This is a genomic window from Caproicibacterium argilliputei, from assembly GCF_029211325.2.
Classification (GTDB): Bacteria; Bacillota; Clostridia; order Oscillospirales; family Acutalibacteraceae; genus Caproicibacterium; species Caproicibacterium argilliputei.
Genome location: NZ_CP135996.1, coordinates 1,077,386 through 1,102,658, shown reverse-complemented (window position 1 = coordinate 1,102,658; position 25,273 = coordinate 1,077,386). Strand labels below are relative to the sequence as shown.

Below are 25,273 nucleotides of genomic sequence, written 5' to 3'. Positions count from 1 at the left end.
TTTCAAGAGTTCATAACCAAGGAAATATATTTTATTTTTGGAGGCATTATTATTTATGAAAATTCTCGTCATCAATGCCGGCAGTTCCTCGCTGAAATATCAGCTCATCGATATGGAAACCGAAAAAATGCTCTGCAAGGGCAATTGCGAGCGCATTGGCATGGAAACCGGCCGTTTCGGTGTCAAAACCTTTGACGGCCGCCATTTTCAGGACTTAAAAACGCCGATTGCAAACCACAAGGCCGCTTTTCAGAAAGTTACGGAAATTCTGGTTCATCCGGAATACGGCGTCATCAAAAGCCTGAGCGAAATCTCTGCTATCGGCCACCGCGTGGCACAGGGCGGCGACCTTTTCAAAACTTCCGTTCTGATTACCGATGAAGTGAAAAAGGGTATCGAAAGCCTGATTCCGCTGGCGCCGCTGCACAATCGCCCCGAGTTGGACGCCATTAACGCCTGCCAGGAAGTTTTCGGCAACGAGCTGCCGATGATTGCGGTCTTTGATACAAGCTTTCATTCTACCATGCCCCCCAAGGCATATATCTATCCGATTCCGTGGGAATACTACGAGAAATATAAAATCCGCCGCTATGGCTTTCATGGCACCAGCCACCGCTATGTGGCACACCATGTATCGCACCTGATGCACCAACCGGTCGAAGACCTGAAAATCATTAGCTGCCACATTGGCAACGGCTCCTCCATTACCGCCATCGCCAACGGCAAAGTCGTGGACACCAGCATGGGTCTGACCCCCCTGGACGGCTTTATGATGGGCACCCGCTCCGGCGCGCTGGACCCGTCGGTCGTCACCTATATCATGAAGCGCGACAACCTGACCCCCGACCAGATGGACGACATTCTCAACCGTAAATCTGGTGTTCTGGGCGTTTCCGGCTACGCGGACGACCGTGAAGTAACCGACGCTGAGATCAAGGGCGAGCCGCGCGCCGTGCTTTCGCACCAGCTGATGTTCTACCAGATTGCAAAGTATATCGGTGCATACGCTGCCGCGATGAACGGCGTGGATGTGATTACCTTCACCGCCGGTCTTGGCGAAAACCAGCCGGAGCTGCGCTATGATGCCTGCCGCTACCTGCGCTTCCTCGGCGTCAAAATTGACGCGGTGGTCAATGATGAAACCATTCACGGCAAAGAGGGCAAGGTCAGCACGTTTGACTCACAGATTCCGGTGTACGTCATCAATACGAACGAGGAGTTGATGATTGCCCGCGACACCCGTGCCATTGTGGACAAGCTCAAATACGCAAAAACAGAAGACAAAACCATTGTAGACCCGGAAGATATCTGATAAAAAGCAGCCCCGTCCGCTTTTCCGGTGTAAAGCAGCTGGGACTATAAAAAGCAGGGTACCGCACTTTGAAAGGCGGCACCCTGCTTTTTTGCATTCTGAATCATTGCCGGCTCAGTACCCCAGCGATTCACCAACCAGAATGACATGAATCCGCTCGGTACGCTGATACGCCGTGACAACGTAATTAACGCACATCCGGTTCGGCGAAGAACACCCAGCGGTCATCGCACCGCCGCAGGCAATACAGCGGCCGGTCTTTGCGCAGGGCGTATTGGCACCCAGCCGCACACCGTTTGCCGGTGCGGCGATTTCTTTGACGCGCTCGACCGCTGCCTGCAAATCTGGTACAATTTTGTTGTATCCCGCAACCACAATGACCTTTTTCGGGCCGTGCGCAAGGGCAGAAACACGGTTGGAATTGCCGTCCACATTGTACAATTCACCGCTTTCCGTAATGGCGTTGCTGCTCATCAGAAACACATCGGCATTGTGCGCCGCGCGCAGCTCCTGCTCTCCCTTGGTGCGGTCAATGTACTGGTACCGGCTGCTTTTAAGAAGTGCCATCACGCCGCTTTCTGTAAGCGTGACAGAGCCTCCATTCCCGATGGTACAGCCCTCCGGCAACAGCTGCTCAACCAGCCGGACAGCATCGGCGCAGGTCGGCGCGCAGCTGGCGCGAATGTGATTTTTCTCCAGTGCGGCGGCGGTGCGGTTCATTTTGTCCAAAATAATTTTCTGCTTGTTTGCGTCCATGTTGCTTCATCCTTTCTTGAAAACGCAGCAGGTGTTTCCTGCTGCCAAAATCAAGCGCCGAAAAGCGCGTTCAAAAGTGCCTTACCCGAAGCGGAACGAAAAATCTTTTCCCGCACGCTGCGGATTGCTTCTGCCGAAAGGGAATCCTCGTCGACATTGACCAGAAAATCGGCTTCTATTAAAAGCTGGCAGTCCATCCCGTCGATTCCTGTGTATGTGTGATGCCGGCCAATCAGCTGACACACGCGCTCCGCAGCGGCAGGAGCGACGCCGCGCTTCTGCAGCATGGCACGGGCAATCGCCGGGCCTTCCTTTTCCTGATACGTTCCCGCAGATGAGCCGTATTTCCGCTCCGCCTGGTGGATGCCGATGTCGTGCAGGGCAGCGGCAAGTTCCAGCGTCAGTTCCTCCTGCTCAGACAGGTGTTCCGCCTGCCCGAGAATGCAGGCATAGCCGTACACTTTCAGCGCATGACTGACCCGGCGCACATCCGGTGCGTTGTACTGCACCATATCCTGCAGCAGCTGTGCGGAAAGCTTCATTTTTCCACCTCCTGCTTTGCAAACCAGTCTTCAATTTCCCGCTGTGCGGCCTGCACGCTCCCCTGCACAAACGCAGGCTTGCCGCCGCCGCGGCCATGCAGCGCAGCGTTCAGTGCTTTGCCAAGCGGGCGCACATCTGTGCCCGGCGCACCGACAATCGCGTACTGATACCTGCCGTCCTGCCCACTGAAAACAGCGGCGACACGCGGGCACTTCTCTGCCAGCAGCGTGCCGTAGCGCCGCAGGGCATCCGGTGTCAGTCCTTCTTCAAATGTCCAAAGCAACCCATTTGCCGCGGGCTGCAAATGTGCCGCTTTCTGCTTCAGCAGCTCATTCTGCACGGCGGTCAGCTTCTGCTGCAGGTTTTCTTTCTCCTGCTGCAGGTGCTTGACCGCGTCTGCCACCCCCTCTGGCTTGGCAGACAGCAAACCGGAAATTTCCGTCACCGCCTGCAGACGCGCACCGTAATCCTGCAGTGCCCGGCTGCCGCACAAAATGGAAATCCGCACGCCGCCTTTATAGTGTGTAAAACCGAGAACCTTCACCAGCCCGATTTCGCCGGTACGTGCAACGTGCGTGCCGCAGCAGGCGCACACATCATAACCGGGCACCGTCACAATGCGTACCCGCCCGGTCAGTTCCTTTTTGCTGCGGTAATCCAGCTTTTGCAGCTGCTCGGCAGTCGGGTAGGTCACAACAACCGGCAGATTCCGGTACACTGCTTCATTTGCCAGGCGCTCACCCAGCGCAATCTGATGTGCGTCCAGCGGCTTGTCCAAGTCCAGCGTCACACAGGCGCTGCCCATGTGAAAGCCGACGTTGCTGACCCCGAAAAAGCGGTGCAGCACACCGGAAAGGATGTGCTCCCCGGTATGCTCCTGCATCCGAGAGCGGCGCAGAGGCCAGTCAATGCCGCCGGTCACCCGACTGCCCACCGCCAGCGGTGCGTCCGTTGTGTGAACCACCACGCCGTCCTTTTCGTGCGTATCCAGTACATTGACGCGATTGAGCACCCCGCGGTCACCCGGCTGGCCACCGCCCTCCGGATAAAACGCCGTGCGGTCCAGAACCACTTTCCATGTTTCCTTTTCCTGCCTGCAGGAAAGCACCTGCGCCCGAAAGGTGTGCAGATATGCATTTTCCTCATATAATTTTTGAGTTTCCACAAAAAACACCTCAGCCCAAATTGGAGTCTGCCTTTATTATACAGCAATCGGCACGCGAAAACAATTTGAGAAACAGAGGACTTGAGCGGAGGCTATGTTTCATCCACACGAAAAAACATCCTTTTCCCTTTTCCTTTCCATCTTCTTGAACAAGATGTAAAGAATGTTTAAAATATATTGCGAGTGCGTTGCAAAGTCCAACAGGGTGCTGTACAATCATAAACAGAAACAATTCCCATTCACCTACGACTCTCATGACGGAAAGGATGCTTTCTTATATGGATTGGCTGCAAAAATTCATGTACGGACGACATGGCCCCGACCAGCTTTCACTGGGACTCATTGTTCTGTCCTTAATCTTATCGGTCATCAATTCCTTCCTGCGCGGCCCGGCATCTGTGATTGTAATGCTGCTGTGCACGGCCGGCATGGTGCTTTCCCTTTGGCGGATGTTTTCGCGCAACCATGAAAAGCGCTGGGCGGAAAACCAGAAATTTGTCGCTGCCACACAGCCGGTTCTGCGCTTTTTCCGGCAGCTGCACAGCCGCTGGAAAGACCGGAAAACCTACCGCTACTACCACTGCCCCAAATGCCGGGCAACCCTGCGGGTGCCGCGCGGACGCGGGAAAATCAGCATTAAGTGTCCGGTGTGTAAAAACGAATTTATCAAAAAAGCATAAACAAGCTGCTGCACGGAAACTTTCCGTTACAGCAGCTTGTTTTTTGCTTTATGCTTTTCCCGTATGCTCCGCACTGGCAAGCGGCAGTCGAACCGTAAAAACCGAGCCTGCGCCCACCTTGCTTTCCACACTGATGTCACCCCCATAAAGCACAGCGATATGCTTTACGATTGACAGCCCCAGCCCGGTACCGCCAATTTCCCGCGAACGGCTGGCATCTACGCGATAAAACCGTTCAAACAGGCGTGGAATATGCTCCGGCGCAATGCCAATGCCGGTATCCCGCACTTTAATGACCGCAATTTCATGCTGCGGCGCCCCCGTAATCTCCACCTTACCACCGGGATGGTTGTACTTGACAGCATTTTCAATCAAATTGGTAAACAGCTGCTCCAGCCGCATGGGCGCGCAGCAGACGAGCAGGGTCGGGTCCACATGAAATTCCACGGAAATCTGATGCTTAGCGGCAGTCATGCTCAGACGCTCCACACTGTCCCGCACCGTTTCCTCCACGCTGATGGGCTGCGCCGCGGTGTCCTGCCGCATATTTTCCAGTCTGGAAAGCACCAGCATATCGTCAATCAAGTGCTGCAAGCGTTCAGCTTCCATATCCAGCACCTCATAAAAATACGCACGGGTCTTTGCATCGCGCCCGCTGCTTTTCAGCAGTTCAATGCTTGCGCGAATGGAGGTCAGCGGCGTTTTCAGCTCATGCGTGACGTTGCCGACAAACTCGCTGCGCATCTGCTCCAGACGCTTCATCCGGCTGATGTCGCTGATGACCGCCAGCACACTGGCGCCGCCTTCCACTGGGGCGGCATACACGGTAAACTGCTGTTCTGCCGTTACACCCGCAATCTGCTCCTTGCACGTTTCGCCGCTTTTGCCCACCCGCTGCAGGATATCCGCCACGTGACTAAGAACCAGGCTGCTGTCCAGTGCATCGCTGACCTGAAGATTCGGGCAGGAAAGCAAAATGCGCACGCGCTCATTGAAAAACAGCACGTGCCCGGTGCTGTCCACCGCAAGCACACCGTCGTCCATGCCCTCCAGAAGACCGGTCAGGCGGCTCTGGTTGCGGTCCAGTTCCGTGATGGCATTTTCCGTACTGCGAATCATACGGTTAAAGGAGCGGGCAAGGCTGCCGACTTCGTCCTTTGCAGGGCTGACTGACACCCGCCGCGTAAAATTGCCCCGGCTGATTTCCTTGGCAGCATCGGTCAGTTCCCGCAGGGGCCGCAGCGTCCGCGAAACCAGCGGCAGCGTGGCGAAGCAGGCAATCAGAATCCCAATGAAAATGCAGACTGCCGCACTGCCCGCCAGCCGACGCATGACTGTATCCATTTCCGTGGTGCGCATGGCTGCGCGCAAAAAGTAATGATTTTCCACCTGCTGTGCCGCGTATAGATATCGCTGATGTGTGGTGCTGCTGACGCGGATGTCATAACCGCGCCCGCTTTTCAGCGCCTGCTGAATTTCCGGACGGTGCAAATGGTTTTCATTGATTTCCTGCATGGCGCTGTCACCCAGCACTTTTCCCTGCGCGGAAATAATACTGATGCGAATCTGCTGGCCGGATTTTTTCAGCGAATCCCCCAGCAGCTGCGCTTCTCCCTGCGGATTTTTCGCAAATTGGGACGTATCCAGTGCGGAAAGGGAAAGAACCGCATCCAAGCGGCGGGTAAACTCCGTTTCGTACTGGCTATGTACCTGCACCGCACACAGCACAAATGCAACCGTAAAGCTGATGACCACAATGACAGAATTGAGCAGCGCCATTTTCTTTTTCAAGTGCCTGTTTCCTCCTGTGCACAGAATTTGTAACCCACTCCGCGCACGGTCAAAATTCGGGCGGGGTCGTCCGGATCGTCCTCAATCTTTTGGCGCAGGTAGCGCACGTGTACATCCACCGTGCGGGTGTCGCCGAAATACTCGATGCCCCAGACCTTATCCAGCAGGGCGTCCCGTGTCAGCACTTTTCCGGCGTGCCGCATGAGCGTGCAGAGCAAGTCAAACTCCTTCGCGGTCAGCTCCACCGCTTCACCGTTTTTGTGCACAGTGTGACGGGTAATATCCACACGAATGCCGCAGCCGGAAAGCTGCTGCTCCGCGGGTGCCTCCTGCCGCGCGGCGCGGCGCAGCACCGCCCGCACGCGCGCGCAAAGCTCCTTCATGCCGAAAGGCTTGGTAATGTAATCATCCGCGCCCATTTCCAATCCCAACACCTTGTCAATTTCCTCACCCTTCGCGGTCAGCATCAGAACCGGAATGGCGCGTGTCTGCTCATTTTCGCGCAAAGCACGGCAAATTTGAAGGCCATCGGTGCCCGGCATCATCCAGTCCAGCAGCACCGCGTCCGGCCGACGCAGGCGAATGCCCTGCAAGAGCGACTCGCCGTCCGGAAACTCCCCGGTTTCGAAGCCGGCATCCTTGAGCCCAAACGCAACCAGTCTGCGGATATTCAGCTCATCATCTGCGATATAAACCAGTGCCATGCAGTTTCCCCCTTCTCGATCTTCCCGCCGATAAATGCAATCGTTATGCCTGCGGGATTTCCTCCAGACTGTCGTTTAAGTCCGGATGCTCGCCGGTGACCATGTAAATGACCCACTCGGCAATATTCGTGGCGTGGTCACCCATGCGTTCTACATACTTGATAATAAACAGCAGGTCAACATCCTGCATTACTTCTTTGGGATTCTGTGTAATTGCGGCAGAAACTTCCAGCACGACTTTTCCGAAAGCCGCGTCGATTTCGTCATCCGCCACACAGATTGCCTTGGCCTGCTCTACGTCACGGCTCAAAAAAACATTCATAGCGCCGCTAAACATATCGTAAACCTTTTGGAGGGCGTTCACAATGTGGCTGACCGGCAGCCGCTGGCTGTCAGCCATGCCGCCGGTGGTGATAATCTCACAAATATCGGCACACTGGTCCGCCTCGCGCTCCATATCCGTCAGAATTTTAAGGCTTGCCGCAATAATGCGCAGGTCGCTGGCAATGGGTTGCTGGCTCGCAATCAGGTTCATGCAAAGTTTTTCGTTTTCATGCTCCATGCGGTCAATCTCGCTGTCGCCCTCGGCTACCCGCCGGGCAAGTTCCGCGTCCCCTGTGCGCAGCGCCTGCATGGTGTCTGCAATTCGGGAGCTGATGGCGTCCCCCATTACCGTAACGCGCTTGGTTAAAAGCTCCAGTTCCTGGTCAAAGTGTTTTCTGGGCATCCTTGTGCCTCCTCATTATAACATAAATTCTGCGTTTCGGATATGCGGCGCGCGCGCCGCGCTTAACCAAAGCGGCCGGTAATGTAGCGTTCTGTGCGTTCGTCTGCCGGGTTGTTAAACATATCCGTGGTGTTGGTATACTCCACCAACTGCCCAAGCAGGAAAAAGGCCGTATTGTCCGCAATCCGCGCGGCCTGCTGCATATTGTGCGTAACGATGATCACGGTGTATTTTTCGCGCAGGTCACCCATCAGGTCTTCAATTTTCAAAGTGGAAATCGGGTCGAGCGCGCTGGTCGGCTCATCCATGAGCAGCACATCCGGCTGCACAGCCAACGCACGCGCAATGCACAGACGCTGCTGCTGCCCGCCGGACATTCCCAGCGCGCTCTGCTTGAGGCGATCTTTCACCTCGTCCCACAGCGCCGCGGCGCGCAGGCTGGACTCCACGATTTCGTCCAGCTTGGCTTTGCTTTTGATGCCGTGGATTTTGGGGCCGTAAGTCACATTGTCATAAATGCTCATGGGAAACGGATTCGGCTTCTGAAAGACCATGCCCGCACGCTTGCGCAGCAGCGTCACATCGGTGCGTGGGTCGTAAATATCCTTGCCGTCAATGGTGACAGTTCCCTCGATGCGGCAGCCTGACACCAGGTCATTCATGCGGTTCAGGGTTTTCAAGCAGGTGCTTTTGCCGCAGCCAGAGGGGCCAATAAAAGCGGTGACTTTTTTTTCCGCAATCTGCATATTCAAATTTTTCAGAGCGTGCAGCGAGCGCTTGCCGTTTTCGTAGTACAGATTCAGATTTTCAATGCCGACTTTCACCTGCTCAATGCCGCAAAGCCTGCCGTAAACCGTCTCTCGTACCTCCCCGTCGTCCGCCTCTGCGGCGGTCTGCGCCGGTTTTTCCGCGGCGGCAGCCGCTGTGTATGAAACGATAGTTTCCATGGTGTTTTTACTCCTTCCAACGGATGTTACTTTCCGGTACCGGTTGCTTTTTTATCGAGTCTGCGGCTGAGCACTCTGGCGGAAATGCTGAACAGCAAAATCAGCAGAATCAGCACCGCCGAGCTCAGATTGGCAATCTGCGTGGCGTTCGGCGCAATGGACTCTGTGCGGGATGCCCAGATCTGCAGGGCAAGCGTTTCGCCGGGGCGCATCGGATTGAGCGGACAGGTCGGGCTGGCAAGGTTCCAGTTGGACCAGTTGATGTCTGTACTCATGCCGGCTGTGTAAAGCAGCGCAGCGGCTTCGCCAAAACCGCGCCCCGCCGCCAAAATCACGCCGGTCATAATGCGTGGAACGCAGGCTGGCAGCAGCATATGCACAATGCTCTGCCAGTGGGTGGCACCCACCGCAAGTGACCCTGCTTTATACTCTTCCGGCAGAGCACGAAAGGCATCTACCGTGGTGGTGGTCAGCAGCGGCAGACAGAGAATTGACACCGCAAACGCGCCGCCCAGCAAATTCCACTGCTGATGCGTCATCACAATAAAGACTAAGTACCCGAACAAGCCAATGACAATGGATGGCAAGCTGGAGAGCGTTTCCACACAAATGCGGATAAACCGCGTCAGCTTGCCGTCTTTTGCGTATTCGGCAAGGTAAATGCCGGCCAGAACGCCCACCGGCACACTGATGAGCAGTGCAAGAAAGACCAGATAAATGGTATTAAAGAACTGATTGCCGATTCCCTCATCGCTGAAAGACAGCAGCGACGGGGAAAAATCCCGAAAGCCATTATATAAAACATACAGTACAAACGCCAGCAGCAGAAGCAGGAAAAAACCCGCCACCAGATAAAACAGCACGGTCATTGTCCGGTCGGTTCTCCGCGCACGCCTGGAGTAAGATTTAGTTTTCATGTGCTTTCTCCTTTCTGCTGGACACAACGTGCACTAAGAAAATAAAGAACAGCGAAATGGCAAATAGCAGCAGTGCCATGGTCCAAAGCGCCGTGTTGTATTCGCCGCCCTCCGCCGCGCCGCCCATATCGGCGGCGATGGTTGCAGTCAGGTTCGCCGTGGGGCTGAAAATGGAAGTTGGAAACGCCTTCATCTGCCCAATCACCATGGCCACCGCCAGAGCCTCGCCAAAAGCACGCGCAAGCCCCAGAATGACGCCGGTCAGAATGCCCGGCATGGCGTTCGGCACCACAATGCGGCGAACAACCTGCCAGCGGGTGGAACCCATGCCGTAAGCCGCCTCCCGGTAGCTTTGCGGAACCGACCGGATGGCATCCGCTGCCACGGTCGTGATGGAGGGAAAGATCATCACGGCAAGCACAATGCCTGCCGCAAGCACACCGTAGCCCATCGGCTGATGAAACGCCTTGCGGATGGCGGGCACCAGCACACTCAGCCCCACCCAGCCGTAAACAACGGAAGGGATGCCGACAAAAATCTCAATGGCAGGCTGAAAAAAGAGTGTCCCGAACTTCGGGGAAATCTCCGTAATGAAAATGGCAGAAGCAAGACTGAATGGCACCGCAATCGCCAGCGCAAGCAGGCAGGTGGTCAGGGAACCGACAATAAACACCGCCGCGCCAACGGTACCACCCCCCGTGAAGTCATCCGCCGGATTCCAGTCCGCCGAAAACAGAAACTCCCCAAGGGTGTGGTGATACTGAAAAAATGTGCCCAGCCCCCGGTAGGCCAAAAACACACCGATGATAAAGGTGACCGCAATCATCAGCATCCCGAAAATGGTCACAACCGTGCGCCCAAGATATTCCTTTTTGAACATTCCTTTTGCCGCTTCTTTATGCATGAAACAAGCAGGCTCCTTTCCTACAGCAAAACAAGACTGTGAGAAAATCTGCACAGTCTGCTGCTTTTGTTGGCTCTGTTATCTGAAGACGATTCTTACGATTTCTGCGCTTCGGCATCACGGCTGGATGTAACGGAAGTATCCATTTTTGCGGTGATTCCGTAGCCCATGCCCTCCATCTTTTTCCCGTAATCATCGGAAGCGATAAAGTCCAGATAGGATTTCACAGCGCCGGAAGGCTCCCCTTTTGTGTACATATGCTCGTAGCCCCAGACCGGATATTTGCCGCTGTATGTGTTTTCCAGCGTTGGCTGCACACCATCAATGCCGACTGCCGTTACTTTCTCTTTGTTTTCGCCGACCAGATAGCTCAGCGCCACATAGCCGATGGCGCCTTGGTTTTCTTCGACAGACTTAATCAGCGTGCCGGAATTGTCGGTTTCCAAAGACTTGTTGCTGGCTTCTTCCTTGCCGTCCAGTGCATACTGCGTAAACAGGGCGCGCGTACCGGACGTTTTTGGGCGGGTTACCAGCACAATAGCTTCATCCGGGCCACCGACTTCCTTCCAGTTCTTTGTTTCGCCGGTAAAGATTTTCTGCAGCTGCTCTTTGGTCAGGCTTTTTACTTTTTCACCGACATCATTTGAAACGATTGGCGCCATGGTGATGACGCAGACCTTGTGGTCCACCAGCTCCTTGGCTTTGTCGGCGGTCAGCTTGGTTTCCGCCGCAACATCCGAGTTGCCGATATCGACAGAACCGTCAGAAACCTGCTTGAGACCGTTGCCCGAACCGCCCGCGTTCAGCGTCACGGAAACATCGGGGTACTTTTCCTTAAATGCCTTTGCCGCATCCTGCGCCAGCGGAAGCAGCGCGGAAGAACCGGAACCAGTCACTTTGCCGCTGACCGCCGAACCGCCCGCAGAAGCCGGCGCTTGGGAAGCCCCCTCTGTGCCGCACCCCGAAGCCAGAAGCGCACTGCCGAAAATCGCGGCCACAAGGATGGTACTCATGAGTTTTTTCATACATTGTCTCTCCTTTTTCTTGATACCGATGCTTTCGCCCTTGTACACTTCCAGTCTAAAGATGCAACGTTAAATCTATGTTAAAAGCGGATTATAAGCCGTTAAAATTCCCGTGCTCCCGAAAAAAAGCATAAAAAAGACTATGCCGTGTATTCACAGCATAGTCTTTGCAGCAGAAAAATCAATTATGCGGGCGCTCGTACTCCTGCTCGCAGTAGATGCAGCGGTAGCGGCGTGTTTTGGCGTCGCACAGCTTAAAGACCTGATCCACGCCCTCCTCAATGGTGGTAATGCAACGCGGATTCTTGCACTTAAGAACATTTTTGATATACGCCGGCAGTGCCAGATCGGTTTTTCGCACAATGCAGCCGTTCTCGATAAAATCGACCGTAATGTTCGGGTCCAGAAAGCCCAGCACGTCCAGATCCATGTCGACTTTTCCCTCGATTTTAATGATATCTTTCCGCCCAAACTTAGTGCTGCGCGCATTTTTGATAACTGCCACGCAGCAGTCCAGCTTTTCTAAATTCAGCAGGTCGTAAATCCGCATACTGGTGCCCGCCTCGATATGGTCAATGACGATTCCGGTCTGCAGAGAATCAATATTCAGCATGGCAGCTTCACCCCCAACAATGTTAAAATCAGCGCTTGGCGCACGTACACACCATTTTGCACCTGGTCAAAATAAGCGGCACGCGGGTCGTCATCCACATCCATGGAAATCTCATTGACGCGCGGCAGCGGATGCAGTACATACAGATTCGGCTTCGCCGCTTTGAGCTTTTCCGCGGTCAAAATGTAGCTGTCCTTCAGGCGGACATAATCCGCCTCGTTGAAGAAGCGCTCCTTCTGCACACGCGTCATATACAAAATATCCAAGCGAGGCAGATTTGCCTCCAGATCCGTTGTTTCCTCATACGGAATTCCGTTTGGCGTGAGCGCTTCCTCCAAAATGTAGCTCGGCACACGCAGCTCTTCCGGAGAAATCAGCACAAACTGAATCCCTGTGTAGCGCGCCAACGACTTAATCAGCGAATGTACGGTACGGCCGAATTTCAGGTCGCCGCACAGACCGATGGTCAGGTGGTCCAAACGCCCGCGCTTGCTGCGGATGGTCATTAAATCCGTGAGTGTCTGCGTGGGGTGCTGGTGGCCTCCGTCCCCGGCGTTGATCACCGGAATCTTAGAGAAATGGGCGGCACGGCGCGGCGCACCCTCCTTCGGATGCCGCATGGCACAGACATCCGCAAAGCAGGACACCACACGGATGGTATCCGCCACGCTTTCTCCCTTGGTTGCGGAAGACGTGCTGGCGGAGTGGAACCCCATCACGCTGCCGCCCATGTTGAGCATGGCTGTTTCAAAGCTCAGGCGTGTGCGGGTACTGGGCTCATAAAAAAGGGTTGCCAGTTTTTTGCCGTCGCAGGCGTGCGCGTATTTCTGCGGATGTGCCGCGATATCATCCGCAAGGTTCAGCATAGCGTCAATCTCTGCAACCGAAAGGTCCAGTGGGTCAATCAAGTGTTTTATCATGGATGCCTCCTGCGTGTTTTCAGCTTGAATGGGCGCGTGCGGTTCTTACTTTTCCAGCGGTGCGCAGGCGTTTTTCAGCCAAGCGCGCTCATCCGCTGTCAGTTCCGGCGCCAACTTGGTGTAAACGTGCTGATGGTAATGATTAAGGTAGGCCATTTCTTCCGGAGACAGCAGTTCCGGCAGAATGGCGGCGCGGTCAATCGGGAACAGCGTTAGCGGACGGAACGCATAGAATTGGCCGTATTCGGTTTTTTCGTCTTCCACAATTTCCAGTGTGTTTTCCGTACGGATGCCGAAGCGACCTTCCATATACAGCCCCGGCTCATCGGTAATGGACATTCCGGGTACCAGCGCAACGGTGTCGCGGAATCCCTGCGGACCCTCATGCACCGCGCCCATATACCCGACGCCGTGGCCGGTACCGCAGCGGTAATCCAAGCCATGCTTCCACACCTGCACGCGTGAAATCGCGTCCAAGTCCTTGCCAGTTGTGCCCTGCGGGAATTTCGCGTCCGCAAGGTCAATATGCGCTTTCAGCACCCAGGTGAAGCACTCCTTTTCCTCCTGTGTCAGCGGCCCCATTGCAAAGGTGCGGGTCACATCCGTCGTACCGGTCAGGTACTGACCGCCGGAGTCCACCAAAAGGAATCCTTTCGGCTGCAGGGAAGCGTGCACTTCCGCGGTAGGGCCGTAGTGCATCATCGCAGCGTTCGGGCCGTAAGCCGCAATGGTTTCAAAACTGTCGCCGCGGTTGTCTGGCATCTGTGTGCGGTACTTATGGGCAATTTCAGAAGCATCCCACTCGGTCAGGGTTTCGCCTGCCGCCATGCGGCGCTCCAGCTCCCTCTTAAAGCGCACCAGCGCCACGCCGTCATATACATGGCAAATCCGCATATTTTCGCATTCGGTCGGGTTTTTGACTGCTTTAAGCGCGGTGATAATATCGGTTCCTTCCAGAATCTCAACTTCTGCATTTTCGGTCAGGCTGGTGTAAAGCGCAAAGCTGACGTCCAACTTGCTAACCAGAATTTTGTGCGCGCCAAACCCGTTTTTCAAATCCTTTTCAAGCTGGCTGTATGGGCGCACCTCAACACCGGACTGCTTCATATAGGCAGCCGCAGGCGCTTCCAAACGCTTTGCGTCCAGATAAAGGTATGCGACAGATGCCGTAACCAGCAAAAACGCAATGGCAAAGGGATTGCAGGCAATGTCGGAAGCGCGCAGGTTTGTTGCCCACGCAACGTCATCCAGTCGGCTGTAAAGCTGTGCATCCGCACCGGTCTCCTGCAATTTGGCGCGCACCTGTGCCAGCTTGTCCGCGCAAGATTTTCCGGCATACCGTTCTTCCAACAGATAGACCGGCGTTTCGGGCAGTGCGGGGCGGTCTGCTGTCCACAGATCCTTGACCAAATCCATGCTGACCAGAGTGGTTCCGGCCCGCTGCAAGGCATTCAGCAGGTTCTCCGCTGCTTTTGCCGCGTAAAGACGTCCGTCCACAGCTACTTTGCCATGTGAAATATGTTCTGCAAGATATGCCTCAATGGTCGGTACGCCCGGCTCGCGCATACGCATCAGCTGAATCGGCGTACCCGCAAGCTGCTGTTCCGCCTGAATGAAAAACCGCCCGTCTGTCCAAAGCAGGCTTTTCTGCTTGGTTACCACCAATGTACCGGCATCTCCGGTAAAGCCGGAAAACCAGCGGCGCGACTCCCAGTGAGCAGGGATGTACTCGCTCATATGTGGGTCGCTGGTCGGCAGGATGACCGCATCCACCCCATACTGAACCATTTTTTTTCGTAACGCTTCGATTTTTTCCGCTACCGTCATAAAAAGTTTCTCCTTCCCCGCTGCAAAAAAGCGCTGCCTGCGCGCAGAGAAAAAGCCCGCCCAGAGAAGAAACCTGCTCCCCGGATGAGCTTGTGTCTGCAAGCGGCGTTTCGAGCCGCGGATATGTGAATTTTTTCGGAATGAATCCTGTGGATTGCTCCTGAAAATCAGGTTTCATTCAGTATACGAGTTTTAAGCTTCCCTGTCAAGCGGCGGGGAGCCCCCGCTGGCGGTGTGCTGAAGCACACGGAGCGCGCCTGCACTTCTTTTTACAATCTGCGTCAACAAAAAGTTGGCACTTCGACAGGTTGCTTTCCGCCGCTTTCTCAGAAAGCGGCTGGTGGGGAGCCCCCGCCGGCGGTGTGCTGAAGCTCACGGAGCGCGCCTGCACTTCTTTTTACAATCTGCATCAACAGGAAGTTGGCATTTCGACAGGTTGCTTTCCGCCAGCTCTTTTTACAATCTGCGTCAGGGGCGCGTCCGTTCTGTCATGGGGATATATGGGCGGTGCGGTGCAACCGTCTTGTATGCCGGACGAATAATCTTGCCCGCGTTGATGCGTTCCTCCAACAAATGCGCGCTCCAGCCCGCAACACGCGCCATGGCAAACACCGGCGTAAACAGTTCAAGCGGCAGCCCCAACATATTGTACACAAAGCCGGAATAAAAATCGATATTGGCACTGACGCCCTTGTACGTTCGGCGCTCCTGCCCAATAATCTTCGGCGCCAGTCGCTCAACTGTGGCATACAGGGCATATTCCTTCTGCATCCCTTTTTCTTCTGACAGGCGCTGCACAAATTTACGGAAAATCATGGCGCGCGGATCGCTGACGCTGTAAACCGCATGGCCGATTCCGTAAATTAAGCCCTTATGGTCAAAAGCTTTGCCGCGCAACAGATTGCTCAGGTAACAGCCGACTTCCTCTTCGTCCTCCCAATTGCGCACGTGTTCCTTCATATCCGAAAACATCTGCACCACTTTGATGTTTGCACCGCCGTGTTTCGGCCCTTTCAGAGAACTTAGTGCTGCCGCAATGACCGAGTACGCATCCGTTCCGGAGGAAGCAACCACATGTGTGGTAAAGGTCGAGTTGTTGCCACCGCCATGCTCTGCGTGCAGAACCAGGGCAAGATCCAGAATCCGCGCTTCCAGCTTGGAGTAGTGATTATCAAGCCGCAGCATGTACAAAATGTTTTCCGCAGTTGAAAGGTCGTTTCGCGGCGTATGAATGAAAAAAGGCTGGCTTGGGTCCACATCGTGCGCATAGGCTTGGTAGCCATACACCGCAAGCTGCGGAAACAGCGCAATCATTTCAATACACTGGCGCAGGGTGTTTTCCAGGCTGGTATCATTTGCTTTTTCATCATAGGCATACAGCGTCAGCACACTGCGCGCAAGCGTATTCATCATGTCACTGCTCGGCGCCTTCATGATGATGTCCCGTACAAAATTCGTCGGCAGCGTGCGGTACTTGCTGAGCAGGCCGCAAAACTCCTGCAGCTGCGGCTGCGTGGGCAGGTCTCCGAACAGCAGCAGATAAGCCGATTCTTCAAACCCGAACCGCTTTTCATTCAAAAAGCCGCGGGTCAGGTCGTTCACAGAAATGCCGCGGTAATAAAGCTCTCCCGGAATGGGTACCTTTTTGCCGCCAATTTCCTTTTTGGCTTTTACCTCACTGATTTCCGACAGGCCGCACAGCACACCTTCTCCGTTTAAATCACGCAGACCCCGCTTTACGTCATATTCCACATAAAGGGAGGGGTCAATGGTGTCTCTGTGTATGCATAGCTGTGTCAGGTTTGTAATTTCAGGTGTAATCTCAAAAAAATCGTCCCGTTCGTTTTTTTTGACCAAATAAATCACTCGCTTTCTTTCGTCAGGTTTTTCAGTAGGATGAACTTTGCTTCAAGGGACTTCCCCGGCACTTCGGCAGACTCAGCTTTGGCGCTCTGCTGCTGTAAAGTTATATTTAGTTTAACATAATTCATTTTTGAAGTCAAACTGCCCCAATTCCGCAAAATGGCCGCCGAATATTTAGGAACAAAGCATAACCGCCCTTGCCCTACCGGCACAAACCGCGCAAAACCGCCCTGCAAAAGCCCGCTGCGCCGACGCACAGTCTTGTTTTCAAGGCCCAATTCTGCTATACTGAATGTAACTTTTTTGACACGGGCAAAGGAGGTGCCATATGCAATATAAAGCCATTCACTGCCCTTACTGCGGGCTGGAACTGCAAGTACCGGTTGGTGTACAGCAGATTGTCTGTATGTACTGCGCAAAACCGATTGATCTGGCCGCTTTGGAAGCACCTGTTTCCACGCAGCCGGACAGCGCCGAGCGCCTGCGGCAGGCGCTCGCCCTGCTGGATGACAGTCTGTTTCAATTCGAAGTAGAAGAGTCTTCCTTTACCCAAAAAGCCTATCCGGCGTGCTTTTCTGCCTATCGGACACGGTTTGACGATGCTGTCAAGGCATTGCACGGAGTTCGGGAGGAGGACTGCAGCGCCTTTGCCGAAGCCCTGCTGAAGCACATTTCCGAAGTCCTGCACAGCAGGCGGGTACGCAGCCCGAAAAGCAGCGCTTTCTTTCGCTACCGCATGATGGTAGAGGTCTATCTGGTGCCGGCTCTGCACGACAATCCAGCAGCAGAAACAGACACAGTGCTGGCTTCCTTCCTGCAGCTTTGGAACACACAGTACCCTGGAGAGCCGCTGAATCCGGTCAGCTACGAAACCATTAACAGCGGCTGGCGCAAAAAGGGCTGCTACATCACCACTGCTGTCTGCCAAAGCCTGCAGAAACCGGACAGCTGCGCGGAACTGCAGACCCTGCGCCGGTTTCGCGACGACTGGATGCGGCAGCAGCCGGGCGGTTCGCTGCTGATTCAGGAATACTACACCTTTGCCCCTTCCATTGTTGCGGCGATTGACACTGCGCCGAACGCCGCGGAGATTTACCGAAAACTCTGGAACGCCTACCTGCTTCCCTGCGTGCGGGACGCCAAACACCGCCGCAGCGCCCGCTGCCTGCGGCGCTACACACAGATGGTACTGCGTCTGGAAAAGCTGTACCTTTCATCCACAACAACAGGAGGTCTGTCATGAATCAGGAACGTCTGGAACAGCAACTCGCTTTCTCCATGGAATGCGATAAGATGAAGTCCATTTATCGCAACACCCTGCTGGCGGATGGCAGCCGCCGTGAAACCGACGCGGAGCACAGCTGGCACATTGCGCTGATGGCATCCCTGCTGTGCGAGTATGCGCCGAAAGGCGCTTCCTGCAGCCGTACCGCGCAGCTGTGCCTGATCCACGACCTCGTGGAAATTTACGCCGGCGATACTTTTGCCTACGACACAGAGGGCTACAAAGACAAGGCAGCGCGCGAAACTGCCGCGGCAGACAAACTCTTTGCCCTGCTGCCGCCCGACCAATGCGCTGCTTACCGCGCACAGTGGGAGGAATTTGAGGCCTGCCAAACGCCGGACGCTGTTTTCGCAAACTGCTGCGACCGCTTTCAGCCGGTGCTGAACAACATGGCAACCGACGGGCACACCTGGAAGCTGCACCACGTCAGCCGCAGCCAGGTGGAAGCGCGGCTCCGTCTGGTTCGAGAGCAGATGCCCGCCCTGTGGCCGCGCTGCACCGCCATGCTGGACACCGCCGTACAAAACGGCTGGCTGACCGCATAACCCTAAAAATGCGCCGAATCCCTGCAATCGCATGGACGGCGCATTTTTGATTTCTATTCGATTATTCAGCGGCACCGCTTGGCTTGGCGGTGGGTATGTACAGCGTGATTTTGTTTTTCGTGCCAAGTTTGGACTGGTAAAGCGCTTCATCTGCGCGGCGCAGAATCTCTTCTGACAGCATCCCTGTGTGCCACTTGGCAAGGCCGATGCTGAGTGTCGGGTGCAGCCCCTTCACATGGTATTTCTCAAAGTCCAGCTGCACACTTTGCAGGGCGGCAAAGGCTTTCTCTTTCCCGGAACTTTGGAACAGGACAACAAACTCGTCACCGCCAAAGCGAATGGGCGCCGCGCCCGGGCAGTCTTGCTTCAGCACAGTACCCAGGTAGCGCAAGACCGCATCCCCTTCGATATGTCCATACAGGTCATTGATGGACTTAAAATTATCCACATCCATCATGGCAAGAAAAGATTCTTCTTCGGAGGCACTGCGCAGACTTTTTAAGGCATTGTCCAGCGCCAGGCGGTTGTATACACCCGTAAGGTTATCCTTCAGCAGTTCCTGCTGCAGGCGGCAGCGCTCCTGCTCGCTGTGCGCAATGATTCGCTGCTTTTCCCGTTCAAAGCGGATGATGACTGTGCAAGCCACAAAAACACCCGCCAGCAAAAACTGCGACAGCATCAGGTCGGCTGTCAGAGCGGCTCCGGTCGGCTTATCGGCATCCCAATGGGTAAAAAGCGCGCTGACCAAGTCCAGCGCCGAGCAAACCAGCGCAATCACGCCGGTCAGATGGATTTTTCCGTAAATGGTCGTCATGATAATTGGAACCAAAAAGACGGCGTAAATGCTGGGAAAAATGCAGTGGACAACCGAAACCACAAACGCCATGCCTGTCATGGTCAAGTTGACCAAAAGGGTTTTCGCTGTTTCAGACAGCGGCAGTTTTACGGCAGCCAGCCAGCTGACAAAGGTCAGAAGCGAATTGCACGCAAGCGGAAACAGCATGTATTTCAGCATATATCCCTGTATGCTTGTTTCAACCAAACCCATGGCATTTAATATTGAATAACCGGCCAGCTCACAAAGGGCAATCAAAATGGTGTAACCCAGCATGGACTGAACCTGAAACTTCCGCCACCGGCGGTCAATCATCCGCAGACTGTTTTGCGCAGAGTCCGCATTTTTCACTTTCTATCACTTCCAAAGATTGTGCATCTGTTTCATTCGGTTCGGCACGGTCTTATATTTACACGAAATAAATAAGAATCACTACTACTTGCATTTTTGTTACATACGAATTTTACCACATAGAAAGAGATTTGTCACGCAAATTATATAAAGAAAAACAGGCGGTTTTTATGCCGCCTGTTCTAACCCAAGAAGGGAATGATTCTTACTTCAGTGCAGCCGTAATGACCGCCATTTTGTAGACCTCTTCCGCATTGCAGCCGCGGGACAAGTCGTTGATGGGGGCGTTGAGTCCAGCCATAATCGGGCCGACGGCCTCAAAGCCGCCCAAGCGCTGAGCAATCTTGTAGCCGATGTTGCCGGCGTTGATGTCCGGGAAAATGAACACATTGGCTTTGCCCGCAACCTTGGAGCCCGGCGCCTTGAGGGACGCGACTGCCGGTGCGACCGCAGAGTCAAACTGCAGCTCGCCGTCGACGTCGTAATCCGGATGCTGCGCAATCAGCTTTTCTGCCGCGCTGCGCATTTTGTCAACGCTGTCGCCCTTGCCGGAGCCTTTGGTGCTGTAGGAAAGGAACGCCACCTTTGGCTCCATGCCAAAGGTACGCGCGGTTTCCGCGGTGCCCTGCGCCACTTCGACCAGCTCGTCCTCATTCGGGTCAATGTTGATGGCGCAGTCGCCCATGGCGTACATCTCGGAGCCGCCCTTGCCGTCCGGACGGTGCAGCAGGAAGCAGCTGGTGACAATCTTGTGGCCGGGCTTGCACTTGACCAGCTGCAGCGCCGGACGCACGGTGTCGGCTGTGGAGTACGTTGCGCCGCCCAGCAGGGCGTCCGCGTAACCCATCTTCACGTACATGGTGCCGAAGTAATTGGACTTCTGCAGGCTTGCGCGGCAGGCAGCCTCGTCCATCTTGCCGTGGCGCAGCTCGACCATGGTTGCGACCATCTTTTCAAAGTCGGGGAATGCAGCAATATCGACAATTTCAATGCCGGTAATGTCCTGTCCTGCCTTTGCCGCAGCGGCTTTGACCGCATCCTGCGCGCCGATAAGCACCGGCGTGAGGAAGCCCTCTTTTTTCAGGCGGGCAGCCGCCTCCAGAATACGGGGGTCTGTGCCCTCCGGAAATACAATTTTACGGGGATTCTTTTTGAGAATCTCGATCATTTTTTCAAGCATGGATCTTTACGTCCTTCCCTATGTGAAATTCTGCCTGCCCGCACGGCGCGGACCGGCAGGAGCTTTGCTCTTTTATTATACACCCGATTTCAAAGAAAACAAACGGAAAAGACACCGAACTTTGCAAAAATCCGGCATGATTTTCTATGGAGAAGCAAAGAATGCTGTTAAAAATGTATCACTCGACAAAAAACGCCCGCGCCGCAGAAAAAATAAAAATTTGTAAAAAGGCATTGACAAATCGAGTCGTCTGTGATAACATTATATTCGCACTTGTGAGTTATCATTTGCCTCTGGAGAGGTGTCCGAGTGGTTTATGGAGCTGGTCTTGAAAACCAGTGATCCCGCAAGGGACCAAGAGTTCGAATCTCTTCCTCTCCGCCACTGCATACAACATATACATTTTATATTTCAGATATTTTTTACCCGTGGAGAAATACCCAAGTGGTGAAGGGGCTCCCCTGCTAAGGGAGTAGGTCGGGAAACTGGCGCAAGGGTTCAAATCCCTTTTTCTCCGCCAAGATATAAAACCGCATGGTTAAGCCGTTTTGGCTGCCATGCGGTTTTTTTAACGCCCAACTCTTGCCCTGCCTTTGTTTTGCAGGGCATTTTTGCGCACAAAAAGAGCCGCCCTTGCGGGCGGCCCTCTTTTTTGAAACAAGAAACCTTGCGACAGAACGCCAAACTTATTTCAGGAGCTGCAGTACCTGAGACGGAGCCTGGTTTGCCTGTGCCAGCATAGCCTGTGCGGCCTGAGTCAGCACGTTGTTCTGTGTGTAGGACATCATTTCCTTTGCCATGTCTGTATCGCGGATACGGCTGTTCGCAGAGGTCAGGTTCTCACTGGTAGTGTTCAGATTGTTGATGGTGTGATCCAGACGGTTCTGGATAGCACCGAGCTGAGAACGCTGCTTGGAAACCTTGTCGATTGCACTATTGATGACTGAAATTGCCTTGCCAGCACTTGCTTGATCAGAAATGCTGATACTGTTTGCATCAACGCCCAGTGCACTTGCATGCATATCACTAATAGAAACCTTCAGCTTATTGTAAGAATCATTGGTATCACCAATCTGCAAGGACATACCGCCAATATTCTGAGAGGAGGCTGCTAATGCCGCCGTTCCAGCAGTCTTATCACTTGTAGAAACAGTAACCACCGAACCTGAAGCAGCTGAAGCAGTAGAAGCTGCACCAGTGGGCGCACCACCATTCAACGCAGTACTAAATGCTGAAGCGATAGCCTCATCATCTGCATTATCAGCAACTTCAACCTTAGTATTGGTTCCCGTAGCAGTTCCGCCGGTTTTTACAAATTCATAGGTCTTATCGCCTACAGTCACAGTGCCACCAATTGCGTTAGCGCCTGTCAAACCTTTAAAGTCGATTGCAGTAGTTGCAGCATTAGTACCATCAGCCGCCGTTGTAGTAACTGCAGGTCCAGCCTGTGTACCATCCAACAGCTTAATGCCGTTAAAGTTGGTGGAGTCCGCAACACGGTCAATTTCAGACTGCAACTGTGTAACTTCATCGCTGTAGTTGCTGCGCTGGCTGTCAGTGTAAACGCCGTTCGCTGCCTTTGTAGCAAGTTCGGACATACGGTTCAGCATATCATGCACTTCGTTCAGTGCACCCTCAGCGGTCTGTGCAACAGAAATACCGTCGTTGGAGTTGTCTGCTGCTGCATCCAAATCCTTAATCTGCGCCTTCATGTGCTCGCTGATTGCCAGACCTGCGGCGTCGTCGGCTGCGGAGTTGATTTTGTAGCCGGAAGACAGTTTCTGCAGAGAAGATGCCACCTTGTTGTTGTTGATGTTCATCATCCGCTGCGCGTTCATAGCCATTGTGTTGGTTCTTACTACCATGCCCATAATTGTACCTCCATGTTTTGGCGGGGTGCTTCCGTGCACCCGTGTGCCAGTTTTTTAAAATATATATTTCAAACCCAAGCGCCCGCGCGCCAGCCGCTCGGGAATGAAATCGAAAGGAATGCAACCGCGCCGACCACGAAAGAAAATTTATTTTGCAGACGGTTATTTTTGATTGCTAACACTATTATCGGCTTTTTTCGACAAACTGCAATGCATATTCTGCACAAACAATTTGGAATTTTATTGTACAAATTTAAGTGATTTTTTAGAAAGTCCGCCCTGCCGCCGCGCGGAATCGATTGACAGTGCTTCCGTCCGCGCATTATAATGGTACGGAAGAATGTGTGCGGCACAGCCGCCTGAATGGAGGAGAAACAATGGAACAGCCGGAAGACGCTTACGTCAATTCGCCCTGCGAGGTGAAGTCCGAGGAAAACGAACTGCTCGCCACCGGCATTCTGGCGGGCCGGTATGCACAGGAGCTGGTCATCCGCGACCCGCGCGGCGCACTGTCACTGGAGCACTACAACCGCCCGGTGAAAATTTACCTGCACAGCGCCACGTGCGGCGGGCGTGAATACATGGGCAAAGTGTACATTTCCACAAACGCTTTCATGCGCGTGAAGGACATCCGCCTGCTCACCGAGCGTGAGCGGCGGGGCTGCTTTCGCCTGTCAATAAGCCTGCCCGCCGCCGCGTACCGCGCAGCGGAAATCACCCGTGCCGAAAGCGCAAACCGCCTGCGCCGGTTAAGCTATGCGGAACGCCTGCGCGTGGAGCAGCAGCTGGCAGGCGGCACGCTGACCGAAGCGGAGCTGGCGGCGCGCGTGCCGGAACCGGCGCCGATTTTGCCGCGGGGCACGCAGGTTCGCCTGCTCGACCTGAGCGCGGGCGGCGCGCAGTTTCGCGGCAAAGAAGCGTTTCGCGCACAGGAACGGCTGGTGCTGCACCTGACCCTGCAGGACAAGCCCGCAGATCTGACGTGCCTGGTGGTGCGGGACTCTGCCGCGTGCGGTGATGGCAAGGCGTTTTGCACTGGCTGCCGCTTTGTGGAGGTCACCTCCGCGCAGAACAACCTGATTTGCACCTACCTGCTGCGTGAGCAGAGCAAACAAATTCGCAAATCAAAGCGGGTGTAACGCACCTAACATAGAAAAAACCGACTGTGCAAGCTGCACAGCCGGTTTTTTTACGGGACTCAGTTGTTATTGAACAGGGCAGTGGTTTCACGAAGCTGAAACTGCCCGACCATCGTTTTGAGCATCTGCGCCTGCCCGGAAAGCTCCTCGCTGGCGGCGGCGCTCTCCTCGGCGGTGGCGGAGTTGGTCTGCACCACGCTGGAAATCTCTTCGACGCTCTGCGTCACCTGATGCACCGAACTCGACTGTTCGGAAGAAGCGGCGGAAATCCGGCCGATGGTGTCCTCAACGGCTTTCGCGCCCTCCACGGCGGCGCCGAGGGACTTCGCGGTGCTGTTCACCAAGGAGGTGCCGCGCTCCACGGCGCCGATGGCTTCTTCAATCAGTTTGGCAGTGTTCTGCGAAGCCTCCTGGCTCTTGTTTGCCAGATTGCGAACCTCATCCGCAACCACGGCAAAGCCCTTGCCTGCGGTGCCGGCACGTGCCGCTTCTACGGAAGCGTTCAGCGCAAGGATATTGGTCTGGAACGCGATGTCCTGAATGGTTTTGACAATGGTGCTGATTTTGTTGGAAGTTTCGCTGATGTGATTCATTGCCTGAATCATTTCTTCCATCTGCTGGTTGCTTTCCGCCATGCTGTCGCCGACTTCTTTTGCCTGCTGGTTGGCTTCCATGGCATTCTTAGCGTTTTCCTCAATTTTCGCGGAAATCTCGTCAATGGTCGCGGCCAGTTCCTGCACAGAGCTTGCCTGCTGAGTGGAACCTTCGGAAAGCGCCTGCGCGCCGGAAGAAACCTGCCCCGCGCCGGCGGCGACTTCGTCTGCCGCCTGCGTAATCTGGTTCATGGTGTTGCTGATGCCCTGCTTGATGATGCCAAGCTGGCGGCGCACCTGCATAAACTCCCCGACGTAATGCTCGTCTCCAATTTTGGAGTGCACCTTGAAGTTGCCGTTGGACATTTCGTGCAGGTTGTAGGTCAGGTCGGTGATAATCTCCTGCAGGTTTGCGGTGGTTTTGCGCAGCGCTTCGGTCAATTCGCCGATTTCATCGTTGCCCTCGTACTCAACTCTGGTGTCCAGCTTGCCGGCGGCGAGATCCTCCGCAACATCCTTTAAGGAATTGATTGGCGCGGAAATTTTCTTTGCCATGCGGAACGCCAGCACTGCAGAAAGCACTAAGTACACAACAATGAAAATTCCAATTGCAACCATCCATACTTGAATCTGCGTCTGCATTGCATCGTGATCTTTTGCCTGGCTGATGCTGTTCATGCCCGCCATGGAAACAATCAGCATGACAATGCCCAGTATGGTAATAAAGCCGGTGCTGTACAGCAGTTTTCGTGAGATTTTTTGATTCCGATTCATTCTGTA

The 25,273-nt window shown here is 54.4% G+C and carries 24 protein-coding genes and 2 tRNA genes; 7 read left to right on the top strand and 19 right to left on the bottom strand.

Annotated elements, in window-relative coordinates:
- Positions 1-55: 55 nt before the first annotated feature.
- A complete protein-coding gene (locus tag PXC00_RS05225) occupies positions 56-1,312 on the top strand; it encodes an acetate/propionate family kinase (RefSeq protein WP_275845550.1) in 1,257 nt (418 codons plus the stop codon).
- A gap of 114 nt (positions 1,313-1,426) precedes the next feature.
- Here the strand turns inward: PXC00_RS05225 and PXC00_RS05220 are convergent, their stop codons facing one another.
- The 3 genes from PXC00_RS05220 to PXC00_RS05210 are packed head-to-tail and all read right to left on the bottom strand — an operon-like array spanning position 1,427 to position 3,776.
- On the bottom strand, positions 1,427-2,068 hold the full coding sequence (locus PXC00_RS05220; protein WP_275845548.1) for a lactate utilization protein: 642 nt from the start codon (positions 2,066-2,068) through the stop codon (positions 1,427-1,429).
- Positions 2,069-2,118: 50 nt separating this feature from the next.
- A complete protein-coding gene (locus PXC00_RS05215; RefSeq protein WP_275845546.1) occupies positions 2,119-2,610 on the bottom strand; it encodes an HD domain-containing protein in 492 nt (163 codons plus the stop codon).
- Positions 2,607-3,776: an alanyl-tRNA editing protein gene (locus PXC00_RS05210; protein WP_275845544.1), complete on the bottom strand. Its 1,170-nt coding sequence runs from the start codon at positions 3,774-3,776 to the stop codon at positions 2,607-2,609. Before PXC00_RS05210 ends, PXC00_RS05215 begins: the two co-directional genes overlap by 4 nt.
- 278 nt (positions 3,777-4,054) lie before the next feature.
- On the opposite strand from PXC00_RS05210, the gene PXC00_RS05205 reads away from it, so the two are divergent.
- Entirely contained in the window at positions 4,055-4,456 is a 402-nt protein-coding gene (locus PXC00_RS05205) for a hypothetical protein (RefSeq protein WP_316935121.1), read from the top strand.
- Positions 4,457-4,504: 48 nt separating this feature from the next.
- On the opposite strand, the gene PXC00_RS05200 is transcribed toward PXC00_RS05205, so the two are convergent.
- From PXC00_RS05200 to PXC00_RS05145, 12 genes are all read right to left on the bottom strand, one after another.
- Positions 4,505-6,247, bottom strand: coding sequence for a HAMP domain-containing sensor histidine kinase (locus tag PXC00_RS05200; RefSeq protein ID WP_275845541.1), 1,743 nt, complete (start codon positions 6,245-6,247; stop codon positions 4,505-4,507).
- Positions 6,244-6,951: a response regulator transcription factor gene (locus tag PXC00_RS05195; RefSeq protein WP_275845540.1), complete on the bottom strand. Its 708-nt coding sequence runs from the start codon at positions 6,949-6,951 to the stop codon at positions 6,244-6,246. The genes PXC00_RS05200 and PXC00_RS05195 overlap by 4 nt, the downstream gene beginning before the upstream one ends.
- A 43-nt stretch (positions 6,952-6,994) precedes the next feature.
- Entirely contained in the window at positions 6,995-7,678 is a 684-nt protein-coding gene (gene phoU, locus PXC00_RS05190; protein WP_275845538.1) for a phosphate signaling complex protein PhoU, read from the bottom strand.
- A gap of 62 nt (positions 7,679-7,740) precedes the next feature.
- Positions 7,741-8,625 (bottom strand): phosphate ABC transporter ATP-binding protein PstB, encoded by an 885-nt coding sequence (pstB, locus tag PXC00_RS05185; RefSeq protein ID WP_407654311.1) that lies wholly within the window; start codon positions 8,623-8,625, stop codon positions 7,741-7,743.
- A gap of 26 nt (positions 8,626-8,651) precedes the next feature.
- Entirely contained in the window at positions 8,652-9,542 is an 891-nt protein-coding gene (gene pstA, locus PXC00_RS05180; protein WP_275845537.1) for a phosphate ABC transporter permease PstA, read from the bottom strand.
- Positions 9,532-10,446, bottom strand: coding sequence for a phosphate ABC transporter permease subunit PstC (gene pstC, locus PXC00_RS05175; RefSeq protein ID WP_275845535.1), 915 nt, complete (start codon positions 10,444-10,446; stop codon positions 9,532-9,534). Before pstC ends, pstA begins: the two co-directional genes overlap by 11 nt.
- 95 nt (positions 10,447-10,541) lie before the next feature.
- Positions 10,542-11,471 carry a phosphate ABC transporter substrate-binding protein gene (locus PXC00_RS05170; protein ID WP_275845533.1) on the bottom strand — a complete coding sequence of 310 codons (930 nt, stop codon included), beginning with the start codon at positions 11,469-11,471 and terminating at the stop codon, positions 10,542-10,544.
- Positions 11,472-11,652: 181 nt separating this feature from the next.
- Positions 11,653-12,084, bottom strand: coding sequence for an aspartate carbamoyltransferase regulatory subunit (locus PXC00_RS05165; protein ID WP_275845532.1), 432 nt, complete (start codon positions 12,082-12,084; stop codon positions 11,653-11,655).
- On the bottom strand, positions 12,078-13,001 hold the full coding sequence (pyrB, locus tag PXC00_RS05160; protein WP_275845673.1) for an aspartate carbamoyltransferase: 924 nt from the start codon (positions 12,999-13,001) through the stop codon (positions 12,078-12,080). Before pyrB ends, PXC00_RS05165 begins: the two co-directional genes overlap by 7 nt.
- Before the next feature lie 48 nt (positions 13,002-13,049).
- A complete protein-coding gene (locus PXC00_RS05155; protein WP_275845530.1) occupies positions 13,050-14,831 on the bottom strand; it encodes an aminopeptidase P family protein in 1,782 nt (593 codons plus the stop codon).
- A 468-nt stretch (positions 14,832-15,299) separates the two neighbouring features.
- The gene (locus PXC00_RS05150; protein WP_275845528.1) at positions 15,300-16,688 is read right to left on the bottom strand and encodes a citrate/2-methylcitrate synthase; all 1,389 of its coding nucleotides are present in this window, start codon (positions 16,686-16,688) and stop codon (positions 15,300-15,302) included.
- 5 nt (positions 16,689-16,693) lie between these two features.
- Positions 16,694-16,972 carry a hypothetical protein gene (locus PXC00_RS05145; protein ID WP_275845527.1) on the bottom strand — a complete coding sequence of 93 codons (279 nt, stop codon included), beginning with the start codon at positions 16,970-16,972 and terminating at the stop codon, positions 16,694-16,696.
- 50 nt (positions 16,973-17,022) lie between these two features.
- Between PXC00_RS05145 and PXC00_RS05140 the strand changes: the two genes are divergently transcribed.
- Positions 17,023-17,937: a CFI-box-CTERM domain-containing protein gene (locus tag PXC00_RS05140; RefSeq protein ID WP_275845526.1), complete on the top strand. Its 915-nt coding sequence runs from the start codon at positions 17,023-17,025 to the stop codon at positions 17,935-17,937.
- Positions 17,934-18,524 carry an HD domain-containing protein gene (locus PXC00_RS05135; protein WP_275845524.1) on the top strand — a complete coding sequence of 197 codons (591 nt, stop codon included), beginning with the start codon at positions 17,934-17,936 and terminating at the stop codon, positions 18,522-18,524. The genes PXC00_RS05140 and PXC00_RS05135 overlap by 4 nt, the downstream gene beginning before the upstream one ends.
- Positions 18,525-18,585: 61 nt before the next feature.
- Here the strand turns inward: PXC00_RS05135 and PXC00_RS05130 are convergent, their stop codons facing one another.
- Both PXC00_RS05130 and pta read right to left on the bottom strand, forming a co-directional pair.
- Positions 18,586-19,710, bottom strand: coding sequence for a GGDEF domain-containing protein (locus PXC00_RS05130; protein ID WP_275845523.1), 1,125 nt, complete (start codon positions 19,708-19,710; stop codon positions 18,586-18,588).
- A gap of 205 nt (positions 19,711-19,915) precedes the next feature.
- Complete coding sequence (gene pta, locus PXC00_RS05125; protein WP_275845521.1) at positions 19,916-20,890, bottom strand: phosphate acetyltransferase; 975 nt, start codon at positions 20,888-20,890, stop codon at positions 19,916-19,918.
- Between the two features lie 295 nt (positions 20,891-21,185).
- Here pta and PXC00_RS05120 point away from each other — a divergent pair.
- Both PXC00_RS05120 and PXC00_RS05115 read left to right on the top strand, forming a co-directional pair.
- Positions 21,186-21,274: transfer RNA gene (locus PXC00_RS05120), tRNA-Ser, on the top strand.
- Between the two features lie 46 nt (positions 21,275-21,320).
- A tRNA-Ser gene (locus PXC00_RS05115) sits at positions 21,321-21,410 on the top strand.
- Between the two features lie 166 nt (positions 21,411-21,576).
- On the opposite strand, the gene PXC00_RS05110 is transcribed toward PXC00_RS05115, so the two are convergent.
- Positions 21,577-22,761 carry a flagellin N-terminal helical domain-containing protein gene (locus PXC00_RS05110; RefSeq protein ID WP_316935120.1) on the bottom strand — a complete coding sequence of 395 codons (1,185 nt, stop codon included), beginning with the start codon at positions 22,759-22,761 and terminating at the stop codon, positions 21,577-21,579.
- A gap of 377 nt (positions 22,762-23,138) precedes the next feature.
- Between PXC00_RS05110 and PXC00_RS05105 the strand changes: the two genes are divergently transcribed.
- The gene (locus tag PXC00_RS05105) at positions 23,139-23,900 is read left to right on the top strand and encodes a PilZ domain-containing protein (RefSeq protein WP_275845520.1); all 762 of its coding nucleotides are present in this window, start codon (positions 23,139-23,141) and stop codon (positions 23,898-23,900) included.
- 59 nt (positions 23,901-23,959) lie between these two features.
- Here PXC00_RS05105 and PXC00_RS05100 read toward each other — a convergent pair whose 3' ends face one another.
- A complete protein-coding gene (locus PXC00_RS05100; RefSeq protein WP_275845518.1) occupies positions 23,960-25,267 on the bottom strand; it encodes a methyl-accepting chemotaxis protein in 1,308 nt (435 codons plus the stop codon).
- Positions 25,268-25,273 lie beyond the last annotated feature (6 nt).